The following is a 21,020-nucleotide window of genomic DNA, read 5'->3' as shown; positions in this document are numbered from 1 at the left end:
CCGTGCCCGGCGCAGCGGGCTATCCTGCCTGCATGCATAGTCGATGGATCTGGCTTCTCGTCGTCGCCGTCTTGATCGGCGTGGTCGCGCTGGCGGCGAAAGTCGCGCCGGGCGGGCTGAACGACGACGACAGCCGCATGCAGCTCATCTATCTCTGCCTCATTCTCGCGGTCCTGACCGGCGGGCTGGCGGCGCGGCTGCAGGCGCGGCCGGGGACGACGCTGGCGCATCTCGGCACCTGGGGCGTCATCTTCGCGGCGCTGATCCTGATCTACTCCTACCGCGACCAGTTCGGCGGCCTCGGCGACCGCTTCGCGGCCGAGCTGGTCCCGGCCAAGGGCACCGAGACCGGTCCGGCTTCGATCGCCTTCCAGGCCGAGGCGGACGGGCATTATCATGTCTATGGCGCGATCGACGGCTCGAGCGTCCGTTTTATGGTCGATAGCGGCGCCACCTCGATCGTGATCTCGCCGGACGATGCGCGGATGTTGGGCATGCAGCCCGAATACCTCAACTACACGATGGCGGCCGAGACCGCGAACGGCACGGTCCGGGTGGCACCGGTGCAGTTGAAGACGCTGAAGGTCGGCCCGATCGTCATGCATGACATCCCGGCGACCGTGACCGAGGCGGAGATGCCGTTCTCGCTGCTCGGCATGGAATTCCTGCGGCGCCTGAAATCCTGGGGCGTCAAGAACGGCCGCCTCACCTTCGAACAGTAGGTCAGCGCTTCAGCAGCGCCACCACCTCGACATGGGCGGACCAGACGAACTGGTCAACGGCCACCAGCTTCTCCAGGACAAAGCCGCCGTCGACCAGCGTCCGCGCGTCGCGCGCAAAGCTCGCCGGGTTGCAGGAGATCGCGACCACATGCTTCAGCCGCGAACGCGCCAGCATCTCGGCCTGGCTGCGGGCGCCCGCGCGCGGCGGATCGAACACCACGCAGTCGAAGGGCTTCAACTCCTCGGGCGGCAGCGGCGAGGCATCGAGATTGCGCGGCTTCGCCGTCACCCGGCCGGCCAGGCCGCTGCGATTGGCGGCGGCGACGATCGCGGCGACCGCCGGTTTCGAACTCTCGAAGGCCGCGACCTTGCCGACCTTCGCCAGCGGGAAGGTGAAGGTGCCGCAGCCGGAATAGAGATCGGCGATCGACTTCGCGCCCCTGGCATAGGCTACGGTCGCGGCGACCAGGGCCGCCTCGCCTTCGGCGCTGGGCTGCAGGAAGGTCTCGGGCGGCAAGTCCACCCCGATGCCGGCGAAATGCACCCGCGGCGCCACTTGCTGGAGGAGCGGCTCGGGCTCGCCGCGGCCGCGCTGCCAACTGAGCCGGGCGATCGGCGCCTTCGCCGCTGCCTCGGTCAGGGCGCGGCGGCGCTCCAGCGGCTTCTCCATCGTGATCAGCACGTCGAGGCCGTTGTCGGCCAGGGTTGCGGTGACCGTCGCCGTGCCGCCGACACCGAGGGCTGCGGTGGTTAGCTCCCGCAAGGCCGGCAGCAGTTCCATGAGGCGCGGCGACAGCACCGGGCATTCGGCGTCGCGGGCGATCTCGGTGCTTTCAGGCATGTGGAAGCCGAAGCGCAGGCCGTCCTTCATGCGCTCCGCCGCGAAGCGGGCGCGGCGCCGGCTGGCCGGCGGCGTGTCGATCAGTGCCGCGCCCGCCGGCAAGTCGAGCCCGCGCTGGCGCAAGGCGGTCTCCACCAGGCCGAACTTCCAGGCGCGGTAGGCCGCATGTTCGAAATGCTGCAGCATGCAGCCGCCGCAATGCGCGAAGGGCGCATCCGGATGCAGGCGCTGCGGACCGGGTGCCACGATCTCGATCAGCCTTGCATGCCAGCCGTCGCCGCGGCGGCCGTCCATCGCGCAGCGCACCTGGTCGCCCGGCAAAGCGAACGGCACGAAGATCCGCGCCTCGCCCACCATCGCGACGCCGTCACCCTGAGCGCCCAGCGACTGGATTTCGAGAATGTCGGGGAGTGTCGGGGTCATGCGTCACGCCGCGCCGCGATCAGGAACTCGCGATTGCCTTCGGGGCCGAGGATCGGACTCTCGACGATGCCGAGCACGGTCCAGCCGGGCTGGGCGCCGAACCAGGCGGCGATCCGGTCGCAGACCTCCTGGTGCAAGGCCGGATCGCGCACCACGCCGCCTTTGCCGACCCGGTCGGGCCCGACTTCGAACTGCGGCTTGATCAGCGCGACCGCCCAGGCTTGCGGCGCGGTGAGCGAAAGCGCCGCCGGCAGCACCGTCTCCAGGCCGATGAAGCTCGCATCGCAGACCACGATGTCGGCCGCGTCCGGAATCTGGCTGCGGTCGAGGTTGCGGGCATTGCTGCGTTCGAGCACGACCACCCTGGGATCGTTGCGCAGCTTCCAGGCCAGCTGCCCATGGCCGACATCGACAGCATAGACCTTGGCGGCGCCCCGGGTCAGCAGCACATCGGTGAAGCCACCGGTCGAAGCGCCGACATCGATCGCGATCTTGCCCGTGGGATCGAGGCCGAAGTGATCGAGGCCATGCACCAGCTTCAGCCCCCCGCGCGAGACCCAGGGGTGATCGGCGCCTTTGATGTTGAGATCGGCATCGCCGGCCAGGAGATCGCCCGCCTTGTCGATGCGCCTGGTGCCGGAATAGACCTGGCCCGCCAGGATCATCGCCTGCCCGCGCGCCCTGGTCGGCGCGAGGCCGCGATCGACCAGCAGCTTGTCGGCGCGCTCCTTGGCGAGCTTCGGCTCACGCGGCATGCGCGACGGCGCCCGTCGAGACCAGCCGGCGGGAGAGCAACTGATAGCGCGCGGTCAGCAAGGTGCCGGAAGCGGCGAGGCCGATGAAGATGCCGAGCCAGATGCCGTGGGGGCCCATGTCCAAGGGAAAGGTGAGGATGAAGCTCGAACCGAAGCCGATCACCCAATAGCCGATGAAGCAGATCATCATCGGGAAATGCGTATCCTTGAGCCCGCGCAATGCGCCGATCGCCGCGGTCTGCAGTCCATCCACCACTTGGAACAGCGCACCGATCGGGATGATGATCAAAGCGACGGCCAACGCGCCAGCATTTGCCGGATTGGAGATGTCTATGTAAAGGCCGATGAGTTCATGCGGCGCGAGCACCATCAGCGCTCCGGTGAAGACCATCCAGATGCAGGCTAGCAGGATCGCAATGAACCCGGCGCGACGCGCACCCGTCGGATCGCCTGCGCCGGTATAGAAGCCGACCCGGACGGTCGCGGCTTGGCTGATGCCATAGGGGATCATGTAGGAGACCGAGGAGATACTGATCACCACGGTATGCGCCGCGAGCGCCGCCTCGTTGATCTCCGCGATCTCGCTGATCTTCCCCATCATCAGGGTCGACGCGAGAAACAGCCCTGTCTCGAAGGCATAGCTCATCGCGATCGGCCAGCCAACGTGGAACAGATCCTTCAGGATGCGCCAGTCGGGATGCAGCAGGTCGTTCAGCACGCGGTAGGCCTGGAGCACGCGTTCGCGCTGCACATAGACCGCCATGATGATGAGCTGAACCCAGCTGGCCAGCGCCCAGGAAACGCCGACACCGGTCACACCGAGTTCGGGCGCGCCCCAGTTGCCGTAGAGGAACAGCCAGTTGCTGAAGATCGCGACCGCCAGCGAGACCAGCGAGATCACCACGACGATCCGGGTCTTGTGCAGCACCGTGGCGAAGTTGCGCAAGGCCGTATACCAGAGCAGCGCCGGAATGCCGGCCATGCCGACGTAAATCATGCCGCTGCTCATGCCGACGATCTTCGGGTCGTAGCCGGCGACGGTGAGAATGGTCGGGATCGTCGCCGTGATCGCCAGGGCGGGAATCGCCAGCAGCGTCGCAAGCCAGAGTCCCTGGCGCGACACCCTTGTCACCATGGCGCGATCCTGCGCGCCGTCGGCATGGGAACCCAGAGCCGCGACGCTCGACAGCACGCCCATCGCCAGCAGCTGCGGCGTGAAGAGAAGATGTGCGCCGAGGCCCTCGGCCGCGATCGCATCCTCGCCGAGCTTGCCGGCCATCACCGCATCGGCGACCACGATCGCGATCTCCGCCAGGAAGGCGAGCGCGATCGGCGCGGCCAGCTTGATGGTCGCGCGAATTTCGGCAGCCCAACTGCCCCGGTTCTCGCTGGCGGAACCGGTTATGGTGGATCCCTCCGCCATCTTCAGTTCCGTGTTAGCTTTTGCGCGAGATCACGAACTCGGTCATCCAGCGCAGCGGGTCGGCCTTGGCGCCGAACTGCTCCAGATGCGCGTTGGCCTGCTCGCCCAGCAGCCGTGCCTGGTCGCGGGCGCGCTCCAGGCCGAGGATCGAGACGAAGGTCGCCTTGCCCGCCGCCGCGTCGGCGCCGGCCGGCTTGCCGATCGATTCCGCGGTGCCTTCGGCATCCAGCAGGTCGTCGACGATCTGGAAGGCGAGCCCGAGGTCATGGGCATAGGCGTTGAGAGCATGGCGCGCCTGCGGCCCGGCATGGCCGAGGATGGCGCCGGCCTCGCAGGAGAAGGCGATGATGGCGCCGGTCTTCATCCGCTGCAGCCGGGTGATGGCGCCGATGTCGAGCGTCATGTTCTCGGCCGAGAGATCGATCATCTGGCCGCCGACCATGCCCGCCGCACCGCCGGCCACCGCCAGCGCATGCACCAGCTCGGCGCGCACGCCGCCGTCGGGATGGGTCTCGGGATGCGACAGCACCTCGAAGGCGAGGGTCAGCAGGCCGTCGCCGGCCAGGATCGCGGTCGCCTCGTCGAACTGCTTATGGGCGGTGGGACGGCCGCGCCGGAGATCACTGTCGTCCATCGCCGGCAGGTCGTCATGCACCAGGCTGTAGCAATGCAGCATCTCGACCGCCGCCGCGGCGCGGAGCGCATAGCTGGGCGCCACGTTGAAGAGTGCCGCGCTGTTCAGCACCAGGTACGGGCGGATCCGCTTGCCGCCGCCCATGGTGGCGTAGCGCATCGCCTCGACCACGCGGGCTTCGCTCCCGGTGACCGCGGGGATCAACTCATCCAGCACCCGGTTGGCCGAGCTCGCGGCCTCGTTCAACGCTCGTTCGATCTGCACGGTCTGTCCCTGTCTCTTATTCCGTATCCATCGGCTTCGTGCCGATCATTCCATTCGCACGCTCGACGATCTGCTCGACCTTCATCTGCGCCTCGCGCAGCTTGGCCTCGCAGTGCTGCTTCAAGAGCGCGCCGCGTTCATATGAGCTGATCGCATCGTCGAGCTTGTTGTCGCCGCGCTCCAGCTCCTTCACCAGCTTCTGGAGCTGGGCCAGCGCATCCTCGAAGCTCAAAGCCGCGATCTCCGCCGGTATCTTGCCGCCGGCGTCTTGGTTCTCCGCCATCTCGAACTCCAGGGATGGTTGCTGCGGGAATGCAGCGCGCGCCGGCCGTCCGGCGTCAGAATCGGCGGCATTCTATATAGCCCTCCCGGCCCAAACAAGCGGCCAGGAGCCAATCTTTCCCCAATCTTTTCAGGGAGATAAGATCAAGCCTCGCACAAGGCGGCGAGATGCGCGGCGGCGCTCTCGCCAAGCGCCGCGAGGTCGTACCCGCCTTCCAGAGTTGAGACCACACGCCCGCCGCAGCAGGATTCCGCGAGCGCGCAAAGCCGGGCCGTCGCCCAGTGATAATCCTCGCTCTCGAACTCGAGCGCGGCCAGGGGATCGCGGCGATGCGCGTCGAAGCCGGCGGAGATCAGAATCAGCTCCGGCCGGAAGCTCTCGATCGCCGGCAGCACGACCGTCTCCATCGCCGCGCGGAACTCTTCCGAACCCGCACCCGGCGGCAGCGGCGCGTTGACAATGTTGCCGACGCCGCGTTCCCCCATGGCACCGGTGCCGGGATAAAGCGGCATCTGATGGGTCGAGGCGAAGAACAGGCCCGGGTCGTGGTCGAACATGTGCTGGGTGCCGTTGCCGTGATGGACATCGAAATCCATCACCGCCACCCGGCTCAAGCCATGCACTGACCGTGCTTCCGCCGCGCCGATCGCGACGTTGTTGAAGATGCAGAAGCCCATCGCCATGTCGCGCTCGGCATGATGCCCCGGCGGCCGCACGGCGCAGAAGGCGTTGTTGAAGTCGCCCCGAACCACGGCACCGACCGCGGCGGCCACCGCCCCGGCCGCGCGCAGAGCCGCCTCGCCGGAGCCGGGCGACATCACCGTATCGCCGTCGAGCTGGACCCAGCCCTGCTCCGGCACCGAAGCCAGCGCGTGGCGCACATAGTCGGCGTCATGCACGCGCTCGATCTGCGCGATCTCGGCCAGCGGCGCCTCGCGCCAGACCACGTCGCTGAACTCCGGCCCCTTGACCGCCTGCAGCACCGCGCCAAGCCGCTGGATCCGTTCCGGATGGCCGGGCCCGGTGTCATGCTGCAGGCAGGCCGCGTGGGTGTAGAGCGCCGTGGTCATTCCGCGTCCTCGGATCCTTCGCCATCATCTACCGGTGCCGCTTCGTCGGCGGCCGGCGGCGGAGAGTCGATCGCCTCGGTGCCGGAGATGCGGCTGAGCTCGACCTGAAGGCTGCCTTCGACCCAGTAGAGACTGCCCGGCTGCTCGGGGTTCCAGGCGGCCGATGCCAGATCCTGGCCGAGGCAGGCGACGGTGATCGCGCCGAGCTCCGGTTCGAAGCTCGGGTTGCTGCAGGTGCCCTGGGTCAGGGTCGCGACCGACTGGCGATCGATCCGCAGCACCTGGCCCGAACCGACATTGGCCGCTGCTTCGCCCTCGACCCTCTCCACGCGCCAGAGCCCGACCAGCCGATCGACCGGATCGGTGGTATTGCGCGTCAGATCCTGCGGCCCCACCTGGTCCTGCGCCGAAGCCAGACACGGCACCAGCAGGAACGCGCCGAGCAGAAACCGCATCACTGTCCGTTGCGCCATGCCTTCCATCCGAAACCGAGCAACAGCAACCAGCCGAGCAGCATGAAGAGGCCGCCGACCGGCGTCAGATAGGCGAATCCGCGCCAGCCGATCAGCGCGAGCCCATAGAGGCTGCCGGAGAATAGCAAGGCGCCGAGGCAAAAGCACGATCCGGCCCAGCCGCGCAGCCGCGCATGCCCGGCCGGCAGGCCGATCAACGCCAGCAGGGCCACCGCATGCCACAGCTGATACTGCGCGCCGGTCTTCACCCAGTCGGCCGCAGCCGGCCCGATGAGCAGTTCAGCGCCATGCGCCGACCAGGCGCCGAACCCGACGCCGCAAAGCCCGTTGAACCCGGCCGCAACCAGCCACTTCCCCATCAGGCACTCCCATTCTTTTGCCGGTTTGGCTGTAGCATTGTTGATCCGCCATGGCATTATCGCGCATCGACGCACCGCGAGTGATTGTTCCCATGACCGAATCCAGCATTCTCTTCGAGCGCCAGGGCGCCATCCGGCGCATCACCCTGCATCGGCCGGAGAAGCTCAACAGCTTCACCCGCGATATGCTGAGCGAACTTGATGATGCGCTGACCGACATCGCCAACGATGACGAGGCCCGGGTGCTGGTCATCACCGGTTCGGGCCGCGCCTTCTGCGCCGGCCAGGACCTGCGCGAGGCCGGCGCGGTCGAGGACGGCGCCGCGGTCCGCGCCGTGGTCGAGCGGCTCTACAACCCCGCGATCCGCCTGTTGCGGAGCCTGCAGATCCCGGTGCTGGCCGCGGTCAACGGTATTGCGGCGGGTGCGGGCGCCAGCCTTGCCATTGCCTGCGACCTGGTGATCGCTGCGGAATCGGCGAGCTTCGTCCAGGCCTTCTCCAAGATCGGGCTCGTCCCCGATGCCGGCGGCAGCTATTTCATGCCGCGGCTGGTCGGCTCGGCCCGCGCGCTCGGCCTGGCGCTGCTCGCCGAACCGGTCGATGCCCGCACGGCCGCGCAATGGGGCCTGATCTGGAAGGCGGTTCCCGACGCCGATTTTGCGAAAGAGATCGCCGCCACCACGGAACGCCTCGCCCAGCTTCCGACCGCCGCGGTCGCCCTGACCAAACAGGCGCTGAATGGCAGCGGCCATCACTCGCTCGAGCAGCAGCTCGCCCTCGAGGCGGAATTGCAGGGCCAAGCCGCTGAAACCGAAGACTTTCAGGAAGGCCTCAAGGCCTTTCTCGAGAAGCGCAGCCCGCGCTTCATCGGCCGCTGAATCGGCCGACCGGCCAAGACCGGCCTTTAGCTAAAATTTGAGACCAATTTCCTTTTTGGCTGCGTCGCTTGGCGGATGAACTTAATCCTCCGAAAAAGCGCGTCTTTAACGAATCTTTCACCTCAACTGGGCACGATCACATCATCGGGTACGGGTCTCTGCGTTTTCCCCGCTGAAAGGGCGAACCTCTGCGAGCCTCCATGGTGGTCTCGACGACATTGCGGTCGATCCCCGCAACCAGCCGCCGCGCGGTGCGTCTTGTCATTAAGATGCTGCCCGCCCTGGTGCTGGCCTGCGGCGTGGCGCTCTCCTGGTATCTCGCCAATGTCATGCGCGGCGAGATTGAGCGCACGGCCGAGGAGCGCTTCGTCCACCAGATCGACCTGGTGAAGAAGCGGGTCACCCAACGCCTCGCGCATCTCACCCTGATCTCCGAGCTCGGCCTCGGCATGGTGCAGATCGTCAACAACACCAATCCCGATCAGTGGACCTCCTTCACCAACGGGCTCGACTGGAAGTCGCTGACCGGCCTGATCGGCATCGGCTACGCCGAACGCGCGAAACCCTATGCGGTCAGCCTGCTGACCCGGCTCTATACCTATTCCTCCGACATCTCGATCGAATCGCTCGGCGATCCGCAGTCCGACCGGATCTATCCGGTGACCCTGTTCGAGCCGGCTTCGTCCGCGCCGAATTTCCTGGGCCTCGACCTCGCCTCCGATCGGCGCCTGCGCCAGGCGGCCGACCGCGCGATGACCAGCGGCAAGACCACGCTCTCCAAGGTGATGACCGAGGAAGTCGGCGAGATCGCCGGATCGGCCTTCGTACTGGCCCCGGTCTATACGCCCGGCAGCGCGCCGAAAACGGTCGATGCGCGCCGCGAGCGCCTGGTCGGCTGGGTCGTGCTGCCGGTCGAGTTCGACGAGCTGGTGAACGAAGCCGTCGCCGAGACTGCGAACGTGGTCGATATCCAGGTCTATATGGGCGCCGCCACGCCGGAGAACCTGCTCTACGGCACCGGCCAGCCGGCGGCGGTCGCGCCCGCGGTCGAGCCCGGCCTGTTCGACATGAGCGCGGTTCCGACCTATAGCCATCACGACATCCTGCAGTTCGCGGACCAGATGCTCACCTTCGAGTTCCGGGCCCGCTCGAACTTCCTGCTGCAGCGTGACACCCGGCTGCCGAGCGTCATGCTGACGACCGGACTCGCGGCGAGCCTGCTCGCCGCCGGCATCATCTGGTCCCTGAGCCGCGCCCAAACCCGCGCCGAGCGCTTGGCGGCGGCGATGACCCAGGATCTGCGGGCCGCCAAGGAGCAGGCCGAATCCGCCAACGTCGCCAAGACCCAGTTCCTCGCCACCATGAGCCACGAGATCCGCACGCCGATGAACGGCGTGCTGGGCATGGCGGGCCTCTTGTCCGACACCAAGCTCGACTCCCAGCAGCAGCATTTCGTCGAGGTGCTGCAGCAGTCCGGCGAATCGCTGCTCTCGATCATCAACGACATTCTCGATTTCGCGAAGGTCGAGGCCGGCAAGCTCGATCTCGAGGCGATCGAGTTCGAGCTGGTCTCGGTCATCGACAGCACGATCGACCTGGTCTCCAGCCGCGCCCATACCAAGGGCATCGAGGTCGCGAGCTTCATCTCGCCGGAAGTCCCCACCATGCTGAAGGGCGATCCCGGCCGGCTCCGTCAGGTGCTGATCAACCTGCTCAGCAACGCGGTGAAGTTCACGGAATCGGGCGGCGTCAGCGTGACCGTCGAGCTGGCCGATGCCGGACCGGACGACGTCAAGCTGCATTTCTCGGTGCGCGACACCGGAATCGGAGTGCCGGAACAGGCGCGCACCAAGCTGTTCTCGCCGTTCAGCCAGGTCGATGCCTCGATGACAAGGCGCTTCGGCGGCACCGGCCTGGGCTTGGCGATCTGCAAGCAGATCGTCGATCTGATGCAGGGCGATATCGGCGTCGATTCCCGCACCGGCGGCAACGGCGACAGCGGCAGCACCTTCTGGTTCACCGGCCGGTTCGGCCTCGGCCGCGACCACGCCGACAACACCAACGCCGTGATCGGCAACAAGCTGCGTGGCCGCACCGTGCTGATCGTCGACGACAACACCATCAACCGCGAGATCTTCGCCCGCTACATGAGCGGCTTCGGCGCCCGCGTCCTCTCCTACGAGGACCCCGAGGTGCTGCTGGCCGATCTCGAGCGCAACGCCATCGCCATGCCGATCGCGCTCGCCATCGTCGACCACATGATGCCGAACCTGACCGGGCCGGACTTCCTGACCGCGGCACGGCGGATGCCCTGGGTCACGATCGAGAAATGCATCCTCTCCTCCTCCGCCGCCATGCTGAACCGCAACCAGGTGCTCGACCTCGGCTATGACGAAAGCCTGCCGAAGCCGGTGCGCCGTTCGGCGCTGATCTCGGCGGTGGCACAGGTGCTCGGTGTCGGCGAGGCGACGCCGCACCGCGCCGCACCGGTCGAGCTCATGCCGGGCAACGTAACGGGTTCGCTGCTCCGTGTTCTGGTGGTCGAGGACAACCAGGTCAACCAGCTGCTGGTCACCACCATCCTCGCCAAGGCCGGCATGCGCGCCGAAGTCGCGGCCAACGGCGTCGAGGCGGTCCAGGCGGTCCATCAGCGGAGCTTCGACGTGATCCTGATGGACATGCAGATGCCGGAGATGGACGGGCTCGAGGCGACGCGGCGCATCCGCCAGCTGGGGGCCATGGGCAAGGCGGTGCCGATCATCGCCATGACCGCGAATGCCATGCAGGAAGACCGCCGCCGCTGCCTCGAGGCCGGCATGAACGACTTCGTGGCGAAGCCGATCGATTCGGCGGAGCTCCTGCGCAAGATCGCCGCCCATTGCCGGGCCGAGATCGACGAGGCCGCATTGCACGCGGCGGCGCCCGCGGCACCGGCCGAGGCCGCCCTATCCGGCGACCAGTCCGACGCCCTGGAAGACTTGCTGAAGTCGCTGGAGCCGGTCGGCGCCTTCGAGACCGAGGGCCAACCCGAGCCGAAGCGCGTGATTCACTAGCGGCTTCGGTCCGTCACGTCGCCGGCTGCGCCGGCGCCAGCGGATCCCAGAACCCCGCATCGGCGATGATCTTGCCGAGATCCACTTCCTTGGTGACCAGGCCGCGCGCCGAGGCCCCGGTGAAGTTGGCCTTCACCAGCGTGCAGGCCGTTATCACGCTGGGATGTTCGGCCGATTTGGTCGCCGACATCTTCACGGTCTCGACGCCCAGATCAGCGCCGCCGAAATTGGCGCCGTCCATCGCCGACTGGTCGAAGCGGACGCCGCGCAGCTCGGCATTGGTGAGGTCGGCGCCGCTGAGATCGGAATTGAGGAAGCTCGCCAGGTTGAGCGCGGCATTCACCAGCTTGGTGCCGCGCAGCTTCGCCTCCTTGAACACGGCGCCGACCAGCCGCGAGCCCGAAAGGTCCAGGCCGGAGAGGTCCGAACGCACGAACTCGGCCCTGGCACCCTCCGCGCCGCCGGTATCGACCCAGCGGACGTGGCGCGCGATCATTTCCTGCAGCTTGTTCCAGGCCTCCGGCGAGTCATCCACGCGGACGCTCTCGGAAGTATCGGCGTTGCACAGCGCCAGGGTCGAAAGGTCGACGCCGATCAGGTTGGCGCCTTTCAGCACCGCGCCGTCGAGCTTGGCGCCGGCGACGGTGGCACGATCGAGACGGGCACTGGAGAGGTCGCAGCGCGAAAGATCGGCGCCCGTGAGGTCGACGTCCTGGAGCTTGGTCCCGCTGAGGTCGGCACCTTCCAGCTTGGCATTGCGCATGCTGGCGCCGCTCAAGTCGGCCTTGCGCACGGTCGCCCCGCTCAGCCGCGCCCCGTCGAGATTGGCGCGGCGCAGCCGCGGCCCCTCCTCCTGATCGCTGTCGGCCGAGGCATCGGTCGCGCCACCGTCCATCAGCAGCGCGCCGCCCCGAAGATCTGCGCCGGAAAGCTCCGCGCCGGTGAAGTCGCTGCCCTTGAGCTGCGCGCCGCGGAAATCCGCCCGCAGACAATTGGTCGATTTGAGATTGCTCCCGGTCAGATCGGCGCCGTAGAGATCGGCACCCTCGAGCTGGGCGCCGGCCATGTCGCAGTTGATGAATTTCGCGCCGACCAGCTTGGCGCGGGAAAGATTGACTCCCCGCAGCGAGACTCCCTCCAGCCGCAGTCGGCTGAGGTCGGCGCGCTTGCCGCCCTTCTCGCCGTAGAGCCAGAGCTGATGCGCCGCCAGCACGCCCCAGAGCTCTTCCAGGGGCATCGTCAAGATCCCCGCGCTGGTCATGTTCATGGCGATGCCCTCGGGCTACAGGGAGAAAGCGAGGGCGACGCGGTCGCCGTTGCGGGTGATCGACTTGGCCGCACGCTTAGGCAGCGGGATCTTGCGCTTGATGCAATGGGCGATCAGCAGCGCGCCCAAAACCTGCGCGCCGAGGTCGATCGGGGACTGTTCGCCCGTCTGGGCGACGACGGTGGCGGAGACGCTGACATCGGCGCCATCCTTGACGGCGATCCGGCCGAGCTTGTCGCGCTCGCCCATCTTCTTGCTGCTGATCAGGTAGGAGAGAACGGCGGCGGCGAGCTCGTCCATGGAGAAAGTCAATCGACGGTGTTCTTCGATCATACTCGGCCTTCTGACATGCATCGTTCCAATTGCGACTGAGGCTTATTCCGAACAAGCGGGCGAGATCGGCCACGCCGTGACGCTTGTCGCCCCGCCGAAGGGAGAGGCAAAATCCCCTTCAGTCCGTCGGCAGGACAACACTCGCGCGGACGAAGCCAGGAAAACGGCCGTACTCTGTACCGAGTCGCTTCCGCAGTTTCGTCCACCATCTCCCCCTTAGAGCGGCCGACTCGCCTTATTCACAGATTTTAAGAGGGATATATTCGATACGCTATGGTTTATTTTCCTTAAAGAATCCTGAACGCAGTGGTTGCATCCCGTGATTGGGGTAAGCGCCGACATCCTCTGCGGCTCGATCTCCTATAAGTGGTCGGCTGTTCCGAACGGCGGCGCGGACTCGCTATTTCGGCCGCATTCCCTATGATCCCCGCCGCCGAAAAAACCGAGGTTCCAGTGAGCGACAAGAGCAGCATTGCCTTGAAGGACGAGTTGGTGGCGGTGGCCCGCAAGGCGGGCGCCGTGATTCTCGACATCTACAACCGCGACTTCGAGACCTTGCGGAAAGCCGACCGCTCGCCGGTGACCGAGGCCGATACCGCGGCGGAAGCCGTCATCCTGGAAGCCCTGGCGCGCCTCGCGCCGGATGTGCCGGTGGTCGCCGAGGAGCAATCCGCCAAGGATGGTGTGCCGGTCTCGGCGCCGAAGCGCTTCTTCCTGGTCGATCCGCTCGACGGCACCAAGGAGTTCATCGCCCGGAACGGCGAGTTCACCGTCAACATCGCGCTGATCGAGGACGGGCGGCCGGTGCTCGGCATCGTCTATTTGCCGGCGACCGATGCCTGCTATGCCGGGCTCGGCGGCAAGGCCGAGCGCCGCATCGGCACGGGCACGCCGGAAGCGATCACCGCCCGCACGATGCCAGCAGAAGGCCTTACCATGGCGATCAGCCGCTCCCATGCCAACGCGGGCGAGATCGAGCGCGCCAAGGAGCGGTTCAACATCGCCGGCACCATCGTGGCCGGCAGCTCACTCAAATTCTGCCGCATCGCCGAGGGCGTCGCCGATCTCTACCCGCGTTTCGGCAACACAATGGAATGGGACACCGCCGCGGGCCAGGCGGTGCTGGAAGCCGCCGGCGGGCGGGTCGAGACCACCGAGGGCGCGGCACTCGGCTACGGCAAGGTCGGCTTCCGCAATCCGCATTTCATCGCCTACGGGCGCGCCCGCGCGTGAGCGCGCCGATCCTCGAACCGACCGCCGCCAACCTGGCGCAGGCCGCAACGGCGTTGCGCGAGGGCAAGCTGGTCGCCTTCCCGACCGAGACCGTGTATGGACTTGGCGGCGATGCAACCAGCGACCGCGCCGTCGCCGCGATCTATGCCGCCAAGGGCCGGCCCAGCTTCAACCCGCTGATCGTGCATGTCGCCAGCCTCGCCGCGGCCGGCAAGCTGGTCGAGGTGACGCCGCTCGCCGAAACCCTGGCGCGGAAATTCTGGCCAGGTGCGCTGACCCTGGTCCTGCCGCGCAAACCGCATTGCGGACTCTCGCTGCTGGTGAGCGCGGGCCTCGACAGCGCCGCGATCCGCGTGCCGGCGCATCCCGCCGCGCAAGGCCTGCTCTCGATGTCCGGCCTGCCGCTCGCCGCGCCCAGCGCCAACCCTTCCGGCAAGATGAGCCCGACCCGGGCCGAGCATGTCGCGGCGACCCTCGGCGACAAGGTCGCGGCGATCATCGATGGCGGACCCTGCGAGGTCGGTATAGAATCAACCGTCGTCAGTCTCCTGAACGCGACGCCGAAGATCCTGCGGCCCGGCGGCGTCACCGCCGAGCAGCTCGGCGAGGCCTTGCAGATGACGATCGAGGCCGGATCGGAAACGGGACCGCTGCGCAGCCCCGGCCAGCTCGAGAGTCACTACGCGCCGATCCTGCCGCTCCGCCTCAATGCGGACTCGGTCGTCGCCGGCGAAGCGCTGCTCGCCTTCGGCGCCAAGCCGCCGGCCGCACCGCTCACGCTGAACCTCAGCAGCGGTGGCGATCTCCAGGAAGCCGCGGCCAATCTGTTCGCCATGCTGCGCGAGCTCGACCGCCCGGATTTCACCCGGATCGCCGTGATGCCGATTCCGGAAACCGGTCTCGGCGTCGCCATCAACGACCGCCTGCGCCGGGCCGCGGCGCCGCGCTGACGCTTCCCATCCGAGATCGTTCCAGCGCATCATGGGCATCTCCCAGGGGAGAAGCCCATGTCCGATTACAACGCGCCGGTCACCGACATTCTGTTCACCATGAAGGCCATCGCCGGCCTCGACGAGCTGGCCGGCCTGCCCGGCTATGCCGATGCGACGCCCGAGACCGTGCAGGCGATCCTGGAAGAAGCCGGCAAGTTCGCCGGCGAAGTCCTGGCGCCGCTCAATGTCGTCGGCGACCGCGAGCACAGCCGGCTGGAGAACGGCGTGGTGCGGACGCCGACCGGATCCAAGGAAGCCTATAAGGGTTTTGCCGAGGCCGGCTGGAACGCGGTCGCCTTCGATCCGGATTACGGCGGCCAGGGCATGCCCTGGGTGCTGACCAGCGCGCTGCAGGAGATCTGGAATGCCGCCGACATGGCCTTCTCGCTCTGCCCCTTGCTGACCCAGGGGGCGATCGAGGCGCTGCAGTTCGTCGGCACACCGGAGCAAAAGCAGACCTACCTGCCGAAGATGATCAGCGGCCAGTGGACCGGCACGATGAACCTGACCGAACCGCAGGCCGGCACCGATCTCGGCGCGATCCGCACCCGCGCCGAACCCGCCGCCGACGGGACCTATCGCCTCAAGGGCCAGAAGATCTTCATCACTTACGGCGAGCACGACTTCACCGAGAACATCGTGCATTTCGTCCTGGCGCGGCTGCCCGACGCGCCGGCCGGATCGAAAGGCATCTCGCTGTTCATCGTGCCGAAATTCATCCCGAACGCCGACGGCGGTGTCGGCCAACGCAACGACCTGCGGGCCGTCTCCCTGGAGAAGAAGCTCGGCATCCATGCCTCGCCGACCTGCGTCATGGCTTATGGCGACAATGAAGGCGCCATCGCCTATCGGGTCGGCGAACCCAATCGCGGCCTCGAATACATGTTCATCATGATGAACAATGCGCGGCTCGCGGTCGGCATCCAGGGCCTCGCGATCGGCGAGCGCGCCTATCAGCATGCCGTCGCCTATGCGCGCCAGCGCGTGCAGGGCACGCCGGTCGATGGCGCCAAGGGTGCACCGATCCTCCATCACCCGGACGTGCGGCGGAATCTTCTCACCATGCGCGCGCTGACCGAAGGCATGCGCGCGCTGGTGCTCTATTGCGCCGGCGCGCTCGACCGGGCGAAACGCCATCCCGACAATGCAACGCGCGAACGCAATCAGGCGCTGACCGATCTGCTGATCCCGATCGTCAAGGCCTGGTGCACCGACCAGGGCGTGCGCGTCGCCTCATTGGGCGTGCAGGTCCATGGCGGCGTCGGCTTCATCGAGGAGACGGGGGCCGCGCAATACTTCCGCGATTCCCGGATCGCGCCGATCTACGAGGGCACCAACGGCATCCAGGCGATGGACCTGCTCGGCCGCAAGCTGCTGCGCGACCAGGGCAAGGCGATGCAGGGCCTGATCGCCGAGATCGGCGGCAGCCTCGACGGGCTCGACGACAAGGCCGCGCTCAAGGCGGCGTTGCACCAGATGGAACGCGCGACCGCGCATCTGCTGGCGACCGGCGCGCGCGATCTTCCCGCGGCGCTTGCCGTGGCGACGCCATATCTCGCGCTTTGCGGCACGGTGATCGCGGGCTGGCTGTTGGCGCGTGCGGCCGCGGCGGCGCGGAACCAATCTGGTCTCGCCCCCGATTTCATCGCGGCGAAAGCAGCGACCGCCGCATTTTTCAGCAGCAATCTGCTGGTCGAGGCTGAAACCGAGGCAACCCGGGTCATCGGCGGCGGCGCCAGCACACTCGCCTTCCCGCTGGATGCGTTCTGACGCCAAATCCACATCTGTTGACCAGTTTTGTCTTTGCGGACCGCTCCAACTTCGTGTTTGATGTTGGAATTGCGGGGGAATGACGCATCCATTCCCACCGCCTTCGCATCACCGAGGAGCGACGACGATCCAGAATCCAACGTGAAGACAGGGCATCTCCGGGGCCAAATGCCGGAGCAACAGGGAGGCCAAAAATGAAAAGCTTGTTGTCCGGCGCCGTGAGCGCCGCGGTCTTGAGTATCGCATTGCTGTCGGCCGGCGCGCCGGCTGCCAACGCGGATCCTGAGAGCACCGATCCGATCAAGATCGCGATGTTCGACTGGACCAGCGTCAACATCAACGCGACCATTCTTTCCAAGATCCTGAAGGCCAAGGGCTACAACGTCGAGCTCGTGACCTCCGATTATCTCTCCAGCCTGCAGACCGGGTTGCAGACCGGCGATCTCACCGTCGGCATCGAGTATTGGGACACGACGGCGGGCGAAGCGATGAAGGCCGCCGATGACAGCGGCAAGACCGAGAAGCTCGGCGCGCTGGGCCCGAAGGCGAAAGAGGAATGGTGGTTCCCGGAATACATGAAGGAAAAGTGCCCGGGCTTGCCGAACTGGGAGGCGCTGAAGGATCCGAAATGCGCGGAGGCGTTCTCGACGCCGGAGACCGCGCCCAAGGGCCGCTACCTCGGCGGGCCGACCACCTGGGGCGGTTTCGACGACGAGCGGGTCGAGGCTTTGGGCCTGCCGTTCGAGGTCGTGCATGCCGGCACCGATGCCGCGATGTTCGCCGAGCTGGAATCCGCTTATCAGCGCAAGGCGCCGATCATGCTCTGGATCTACTCGCCGCACTGGGCGACCGCCAAGTACAAGGGCGAGTGGATCGAGTTCCCGGAAAACACGCCGGAGTGCTACACCGATCCGAAATGGGGCCTCAATCCCGACATGGCCTATGATTGCGGCAAGCCGCATGGCGAGATCTGGAAGTACGGCTGGGGCGGGATGAAGGACAAGTGGCCCGGCGCCTATAAGATCGCCAAGGCCTACACCATCCCGGTCGACGACCTGAACGCGCTCTCCGGCCAGGTCGACCTCGAGAACAAGTCGATGGACGAGGTCGCCGACGCCTGGATCGCCAAGAACCAGAACACGATCGACGGCTGGTCGAAGTAGCAGCCGGTGTAACGACGAGATCCGCGCCGGTTGGCAACTTCCGGCGCGGATTTTATGATTGGCGGGATGATGGCGAACAGCGACAAGGTGAAGCTCGCCTGCAGGGGCGTGTGGAAGGTCTTCGGCCGCGGCGCCGAAGAGTTCATGGCGAACGATCCCACACCCTCCTCCGATGCCCTGCGCGCCGCCGGGTTGATGGCCGGCGTGCGCGATGTTTCACTCGACATCGGCGAGGGCGAGATCTTCATCGTCATGGGGCTCTCCGGATCGGGCAAGTCCACCCTGCTCCGCTGCCTGTCGCGGCTGGTCGAGCCGACCGCCGGCCAGGTCTTCTTCGAAGGCAGCGATCTGATGCGCGCCACCGAGGCGGAGCTGATCGATATCCGTCGCCACAAGATGGGCATGGTGTTCCAGCACTTCGCTTTGCTGCCGCATCTTTCGGTGCTGAACAATGTCGCCTTTCCGCTCGCCATCCAGAGCGTCCCCAAGCCCGAACGCGAGGCCCGCGCCCGCGAGGTGATTGAGCTGGTGGGGCTCGGCGGGCGCGAGAATGCCTTTCCGCGCCAGCTTTCCGGCGGCCAGCAGCAGCGGGTCGGCATCGCCCGCAGCCTCGCGGTGAAGCCGGAGCTCTGGTTCCTGGACGAGCCCTTCTCGGCGCTCGATCCGCTGATCCGCGGCGAGATGCAGGACGAGCTGCTGCGCCTGCAGAGCGTGCTGAAGAAGACCATGATCTTCGTGACCCATGATTTCGACGAGGCGATCAAGCTCGCCGACCGGATCGCGATCATGAAGGACGGCTCGGTGATCCAGCTCGGCACGCCGGAGCAGCTGGTGCTGGAGCCGGCCGACGACTACGTCGCCGCCTTCACCCGCAACGTCCAGCGCGCCAAGGTGGTGACCGCGCGCAGCGTGATGGGCCCGATCCGCAACACCAGCACCCGCCAGATCGTACGCGCGGCCGACAAGATCGCCGACATCGCGCCGGCGGTGATCGAAGCCGGCAGCCCGGTGCCGGTCGTCGACGAGCGCGAAATGGTGATCGGCAGCCTGGCGCCGCAGGCCGTCATCGACACGCTGGTCGGCAAGGATGTTCGGGCGTGACCCAGCCGGCATGACCGACCTGGCGCTGCATCTCCGCACCCTGCCGCGCTTCCGCTTCGGGATGCTCTGGGCGGCGCTGGCTTTGATCGCGCTGGTCCTCTGGCTGCAGCCCGACCTCGCCGCCTGGGCGGTGAAGTATCCGAAGTCCGCCGTGGTGCCGATCGCGGCCTGGATCGGCGCCACGATGAAATGGCTGATCGAGCATTTCCAGTTCCTGACCCGCGGCCTCGCCGCCGTCATCGACATCCCGCTGCAGGTCGCCTTCGCGGTCCTCGCCAAGGGCTTCAGCGTCGCCGGCGTCGAGATCCCGCGCCTCTCCTGGGTGGGGGTTGCCGGCGCCGCGGCGATCGCCGGCTATGCCTATGGGGGGATGCGGCTCGCCCTGGTCAGCGGGATCTGCTTCCTCTACATCGCGCTGTTCGGTCAGTGGGACAGCGCCATGCTGACGCTGGCGCTGGTGATCATCTGCGTGCCGTTCGGCGTGGCGCTCGGCCTCCTCTTCGGCATCCTCGCCTATCGCTCCAAGTGGCTCGATACCTGGTTCGTGCGGCCGTCGCTCGACTTGGCCCAGACCATTCCGGCGTTCGCCTATCTGGTGCCGATCCTGCTGCTGTTCGGCTCCGGCCCGGTGCCGGGCCTGGTCGCAACCGCGATCTTTGCCTCGCCGCCGATGGTGCGCGCGACCAAGCTCGCGCTCGAACAGGTCTCCGAGGACATCCAGTCCTTCGCCGACATGGCCGGCTGCACCCGGCGGCAGAAGCTCTGGCGGGTGATGCTGCCGACCGCGCGGCCGATGCTGATGATCGGCGTCAACCAGGTCATCATGATGACCCTCAACATGGTCATCATCTCCTCGATGATCGGCGCCGGCGGGCTGGGCTACGACGTGCTGCTGGCCCTGCGGGCGCTGAAGATCGGCGCCGGCCTTGAGGCCGGCCTCGCGATCGTGGCCCTGGCCATCGCGCTCGACCGGATCAGCGCCGCAGCCGCGGTGCCTCAGGTCAGGCACGCACCGCGGGCCGGCGCGAACCTCGTGAAACGCCACCCTTATCTGGCGACCGCCGTCATTTGGCTCGTGCTGATGACGCTCCTGGGCCTTGCCGTGCCCGCGCTTGCGAAGCTGCCCAAGGACATGACGCTCACCACCGCACCGTTCTGGAGCAGCCTGATCGAATGGATCAACGTCAACCTGTTTGACATCATCGACGCCGCGCGGACTTGGCTGCTGCTGAACCTGCTCAACCCCTTCAAGAACTTTCTGAGCGCCTTGCCTTGGGTTGTGTTCGTCGCAGCCGGGACCCTGCTCGGCTACCAGCTGGCGGGATGGCGCCTCGCCGCGCTGGTCGGCTTGATGCTGCTCTTTCCCGCCGTGACCGGTCTCTGGGAGAAGACCATGTTCACGGTCTATCTCTGCGCGATCTCGGCGTTCATTGCCTGCCTGATCGGCATTCCGATCGGCGCCTGGGCGGCGCGGATCCCATCCGTCGACCGGGTCATGAGCGTGATCGACGCCACGCTGCAAACCCTGCCGAGCTTCGTCTACCTGATCCCGGTGGTCATGCTCTTTCGCGTCGGCGACGTCACGGCGATGATCGCCATCGTCGCCTATGCAGTCAGCTTCGCGATCTACTATACGACTGCCGGCATCAAGCAGGTCCCGCCCGATCTCATCGAAGCGGCCCGGGCCATGGGCTGCACCCCGCGTCAGATCCAGTGGCGGGTCCAGCTGCCGCTCGCTTTGCCGGCAATCATGCTCGGGATCAACCAGACCGTGCTGATGGCGCTGGCGATGCTCGTGATCACCGCCATGGTGGGAACCCGCGATCTCGGCCAGGCCGTCTTCACCGCCCTGGCCAAGGCCGATGGCGGCAGTGGATTGGTGGCTGGTCTTGCGATAGCCTTCCTCGGTATTGTCGCCGACCGGCTGATCGTGGCCGGCGCCGGCCGGATGCGGCGGCGGATGGGGTTACCGGAGAGCTGACA

19 protein-coding genes are annotated in these 21,020 nt (G+C 66.9%); 9 read left to right on the top strand and 10 right to left on the bottom strand.

The window, feature by feature from the left end; genetic code table 11:
* Nucleotides 1-32: 32 nt before the first annotated feature.
* Nucleotides 33-722: a TIGR02281 family clan AA aspartic protease gene (locus ACH2CY_RS08095; RefSeq protein ID WP_395017990.1), complete on the top strand. Its 690-nt coding sequence runs from the start codon at nt 33-35 to the stop codon at nt 720-722.
* Between the two features lies 1 nt (nt 723).
* Here ACH2CY_RS08095 and ACH2CY_RS08090 read toward each other — a convergent pair whose 3' ends face one another.
* The 8 genes from ACH2CY_RS08090 to ACH2CY_RS08055 form a co-directional block, all read right to left on the bottom strand.
* Complete coding sequence (locus ACH2CY_RS08090; RefSeq protein ID WP_395017988.1) at nt 724-1,986, bottom strand: class I SAM-dependent RNA methyltransferase; 1,263 nt, start codon at nt 1,984-1,986, stop codon at nt 724-726.
* Entirely contained in the window at nt 1,983-2,741 is a 759-nt protein-coding gene (locus ACH2CY_RS08085) for a TlyA family RNA methyltransferase (RefSeq protein WP_395017987.1), read from the bottom strand. Before ACH2CY_RS08085 ends, ACH2CY_RS08090 begins: the two co-directional genes overlap by 4 nt.
* Nucleotides 2,731-4,164: an MATE family efflux transporter gene (locus ACH2CY_RS08080; protein WP_395017985.1), complete on the bottom strand. Its 1,434-nt coding sequence runs from the start codon at nt 4,162-4,164 to the stop codon at nt 2,731-2,733. Before ACH2CY_RS08080 ends, ACH2CY_RS08085 begins: the two co-directional genes overlap by 11 nt.
* A 13-nt stretch (nt 4,165-4,177) precedes the next feature.
* Nucleotides 4,178-5,062, bottom strand: a complete 885-nt coding sequence (locus ACH2CY_RS08075) for a polyprenyl synthetase family protein (RefSeq protein ID WP_395017984.1) — start codon at nt 5,060-5,062, stop codon at nt 4,178-4,180.
* 16 nt (nt 5,063-5,078) lie between these two features.
* The gene (locus ACH2CY_RS08070) at nt 5,079-5,345 is read right to left on the bottom strand and encodes an exodeoxyribonuclease VII small subunit (RefSeq protein ID WP_395017982.1); all 267 of its coding nucleotides are present in this window, start codon (nt 5,343-5,345) and stop codon (nt 5,079-5,081) included.
* A 143-nt stretch (nt 5,346-5,488) separates the two neighbouring features.
* Complete coding sequence (locus tag ACH2CY_RS08065) at nt 5,489-6,415, bottom strand: histone deacetylase family protein (RefSeq protein ID WP_395017980.1); 927 nt, start codon at nt 6,413-6,415, stop codon at nt 5,489-5,491.
* Nucleotides 6,412-6,888 carry a hypothetical protein gene (locus ACH2CY_RS08060; RefSeq protein ID WP_395017977.1) on the bottom strand — a complete coding sequence of 159 codons (477 nt, stop codon included), beginning with the start codon at nt 6,886-6,888 and terminating at the stop codon, nt 6,412-6,414. Before ACH2CY_RS08060 ends, ACH2CY_RS08065 begins: the two co-directional genes overlap by 4 nt.
* The gene (locus ACH2CY_RS08055; RefSeq protein WP_395017974.1) at nt 6,870-7,247 is read right to left on the bottom strand and encodes a DUF423 domain-containing protein; all 378 of its coding nucleotides are present in this window, start codon (nt 7,245-7,247) and stop codon (nt 6,870-6,872) included. Before ACH2CY_RS08055 ends, ACH2CY_RS08060 begins: the two co-directional genes overlap by 19 nt.
* A 92-nt stretch (nt 7,248-7,339) precedes the next feature.
* On the opposite strand from ACH2CY_RS08055, the gene ACH2CY_RS08050 reads away from it, so the two are divergent.
* Together ACH2CY_RS08050 and ACH2CY_RS08045 are read left to right on the top strand one after the other, a co-directional pair.
* On the top strand, nt 7,340-8,125 hold the full coding sequence (locus ACH2CY_RS08050) for an enoyl-CoA hydratase-related protein (protein ID WP_395017973.1): 786 nt from the start codon (nt 7,340-7,342) through the stop codon (nt 8,123-8,125).
* 251 nt (nt 8,126-8,376) lie between these two features.
* On the top strand, nt 8,377-11,178 hold the full coding sequence (locus ACH2CY_RS08045; RefSeq protein WP_395017971.1) for a response regulator: 2,802 nt from the start codon (nt 8,377-8,379) through the stop codon (nt 11,176-11,178).
* A 13-nt stretch (nt 11,179-11,191) separates the two neighbouring features.
* Here ACH2CY_RS08045 and ACH2CY_RS08040 read toward each other — a convergent pair whose 3' ends face one another.
* Nucleotides 11,192-12,445, bottom strand: coding sequence for a pentapeptide repeat-containing protein (locus ACH2CY_RS08040; RefSeq protein ID WP_395017969.1), 1,254 nt, complete (start codon nt 12,443-12,445; stop codon nt 11,192-11,194).
* Between the two features lie 15 nt (nt 12,446-12,460).
* Nucleotides 12,461-12,778, bottom strand: a complete 318-nt coding sequence (locus ACH2CY_RS08035) for a hypothetical protein (RefSeq protein ID WP_395017967.1) — start codon at nt 12,776-12,778, stop codon at nt 12,461-12,463.
* 453 nt (nt 12,779-13,231) lie between these two features.
* On the opposite strand from ACH2CY_RS08035, the gene cysQ reads away from it, so the two are divergent.
* From cysQ to ACH2CY_RS08005, 6 genes are all read left to right on the top strand, one after another.
* The gene (gene cysQ / locus ACH2CY_RS08030) at nt 13,232-14,011 is read left to right on the top strand and encodes a 3'(2'),5'-bisphosphate nucleotidase CysQ (protein WP_395017966.1); all 780 of its coding nucleotides are present in this window, start codon (nt 13,232-13,234) and stop codon (nt 14,009-14,011) included.
* Nucleotides 14,008-14,961, top strand: a complete 954-nt coding sequence (locus ACH2CY_RS08025) for an L-threonylcarbamoyladenylate synthase (protein ID WP_395017963.1) — start codon at nt 14,008-14,010, stop codon at nt 14,959-14,961. Before cysQ ends, ACH2CY_RS08025 begins: the two co-directional genes overlap by 4 nt.
* A 57-nt stretch (nt 14,962-15,018) precedes the next feature.
* Complete coding sequence (locus ACH2CY_RS08020; protein WP_395017962.1) at nt 15,019-16,773, top strand: acyl-CoA dehydrogenase; 1,755 nt, start codon at nt 15,019-15,021, stop codon at nt 16,771-16,773.
* A gap of 194 nt (nt 16,774-16,967) precedes the next feature.
* A complete protein-coding gene (locus ACH2CY_RS08015) occupies nt 16,968-17,936 on the top strand; it encodes an ABC transporter substrate-binding protein (RefSeq protein ID WP_395017960.1) in 969 nt (322 codons plus the stop codon).
* A gap of 66 nt (nt 17,937-18,002) precedes the next feature.
* Nucleotides 18,003-19,037 carry a glycine betaine/L-proline ABC transporter ATP-binding protein gene (locus tag ACH2CY_RS08010; RefSeq protein ID WP_395017957.1) on the top strand — a complete coding sequence of 345 codons (1,035 nt, stop codon included), beginning with the start codon at nt 18,003-18,005 and terminating at the stop codon, nt 19,035-19,037.
* Nucleotides 19,038-19,047: 10 nt separating this feature from the next.
* Entirely contained in the window at nt 19,048-21,018 is a 1,971-nt protein-coding gene (locus ACH2CY_RS08005; RefSeq protein WP_395017955.1) for an ABC transporter permease, read from the top strand.
* Nucleotides 21,019-21,020: the final 2 nt, after the last annotated feature.

Origin of the sequence: Dongia sp., assembly GCF_041905885.1 — a bacterium.
Taxonomy (GTDB): Bacteria; Pseudomonadota; Alphaproteobacteria; order Dongiales; family Dongiaceae; genus Dongia.
This window is presented reverse-complemented; position numbering and strand designations above follow the sequence as displayed.

Coding starts and splice junctions, on each gene's coding strand:
- ACH2CY_RS08090 (WP_395017988.1), bottom strand. CDS start 1,986: ATGACCCCGACACTCCCCGACATTCTCGAAATCCAGTCGCTGGGCGCT.
- ACH2CY_RS08005 (WP_395017955.1), top strand. CDS start 19,048: ATGACCGACCTGGCGCTGCATCTCCGCACCCTGCCGCGCTTCCGCTTC.
- ACH2CY_RS08055 (WP_395017974.1), bottom strand. CDS start 7,247: ATGGGGAAGTGGCTGGTTGCGGCCGGGTTCAACGGGCTTTGCGGCGTC.
- ACH2CY_RS08060 (WP_395017977.1), bottom strand. CDS start 6,888: ATGGCGCAACGGACAGTGATGCGGTTTCTGCTCGGCGCGTTCCTGCTG.
- ACH2CY_RS08050 (WP_395017973.1), top strand. CDS start 7,340: ATGACCGAATCCAGCATTCTCTTCGAGCGCCAGGGCGCCATCCGGCGC.
- ACH2CY_RS08035 (WP_395017967.1), bottom strand. CDS start 12,778: ATGATCGAAGAACACCGTCGATTGACTTTCTCCATGGACGAGCTCGCC.
- ACH2CY_RS08095 (WP_395017990.1), top strand. CDS start 33: ATGCATAGTCGATGGATCTGGCTTCTCGTCGTCGCCGTCTTGATCGGC.
- ACH2CY_RS08040 (WP_395017969.1), bottom strand. CDS start 12,445: ATGAACATGACCAGCGCGGGGATCTTGACGATGCCCCTGGAAGAGCTC.
- ACH2CY_RS08020 (WP_395017962.1), top strand. CDS start 15,019: ATGTCCGATTACAACGCGCCGGTCACCGACATTCTGTTCACCATGAAG.
- ACH2CY_RS08015 (WP_395017960.1), top strand. CDS start 16,968: ATGAAAAGCTTGTTGTCCGGCGCCGTGAGCGCCGCGGTCTTGAGTATC.
- ACH2CY_RS08085 (WP_395017987.1), bottom strand. CDS start 2,741: ATGCCGCGTGAGCCGAAGCTCGCCAAGGAGCGCGCCGACAAGCTGCTG.
- ACH2CY_RS08080 (WP_395017985.1), bottom strand. CDS start 4,164: ATGGCGGAGGGATCCACCATAACCGGTTCCGCCAGCGAGAACCGGGGC.
- ACH2CY_RS08010 (WP_395017957.1), top strand. CDS start 18,003: ATGATGGCGAACAGCGACAAGGTGAAGCTCGCCTGCAGGGGCGTGTGG.
- ACH2CY_RS08065 (WP_395017980.1), bottom strand. CDS start 6,415: ATGACCACGGCGCTCTACACCCACGCGGCCTGCCTGCAGCATGACACC.
- ACH2CY_RS08070 (WP_395017982.1), bottom strand. CDS start 5,345: ATGGCGGAGAACCAAGACGCCGGCGGCAAGATACCGGCGGAGATCGCG.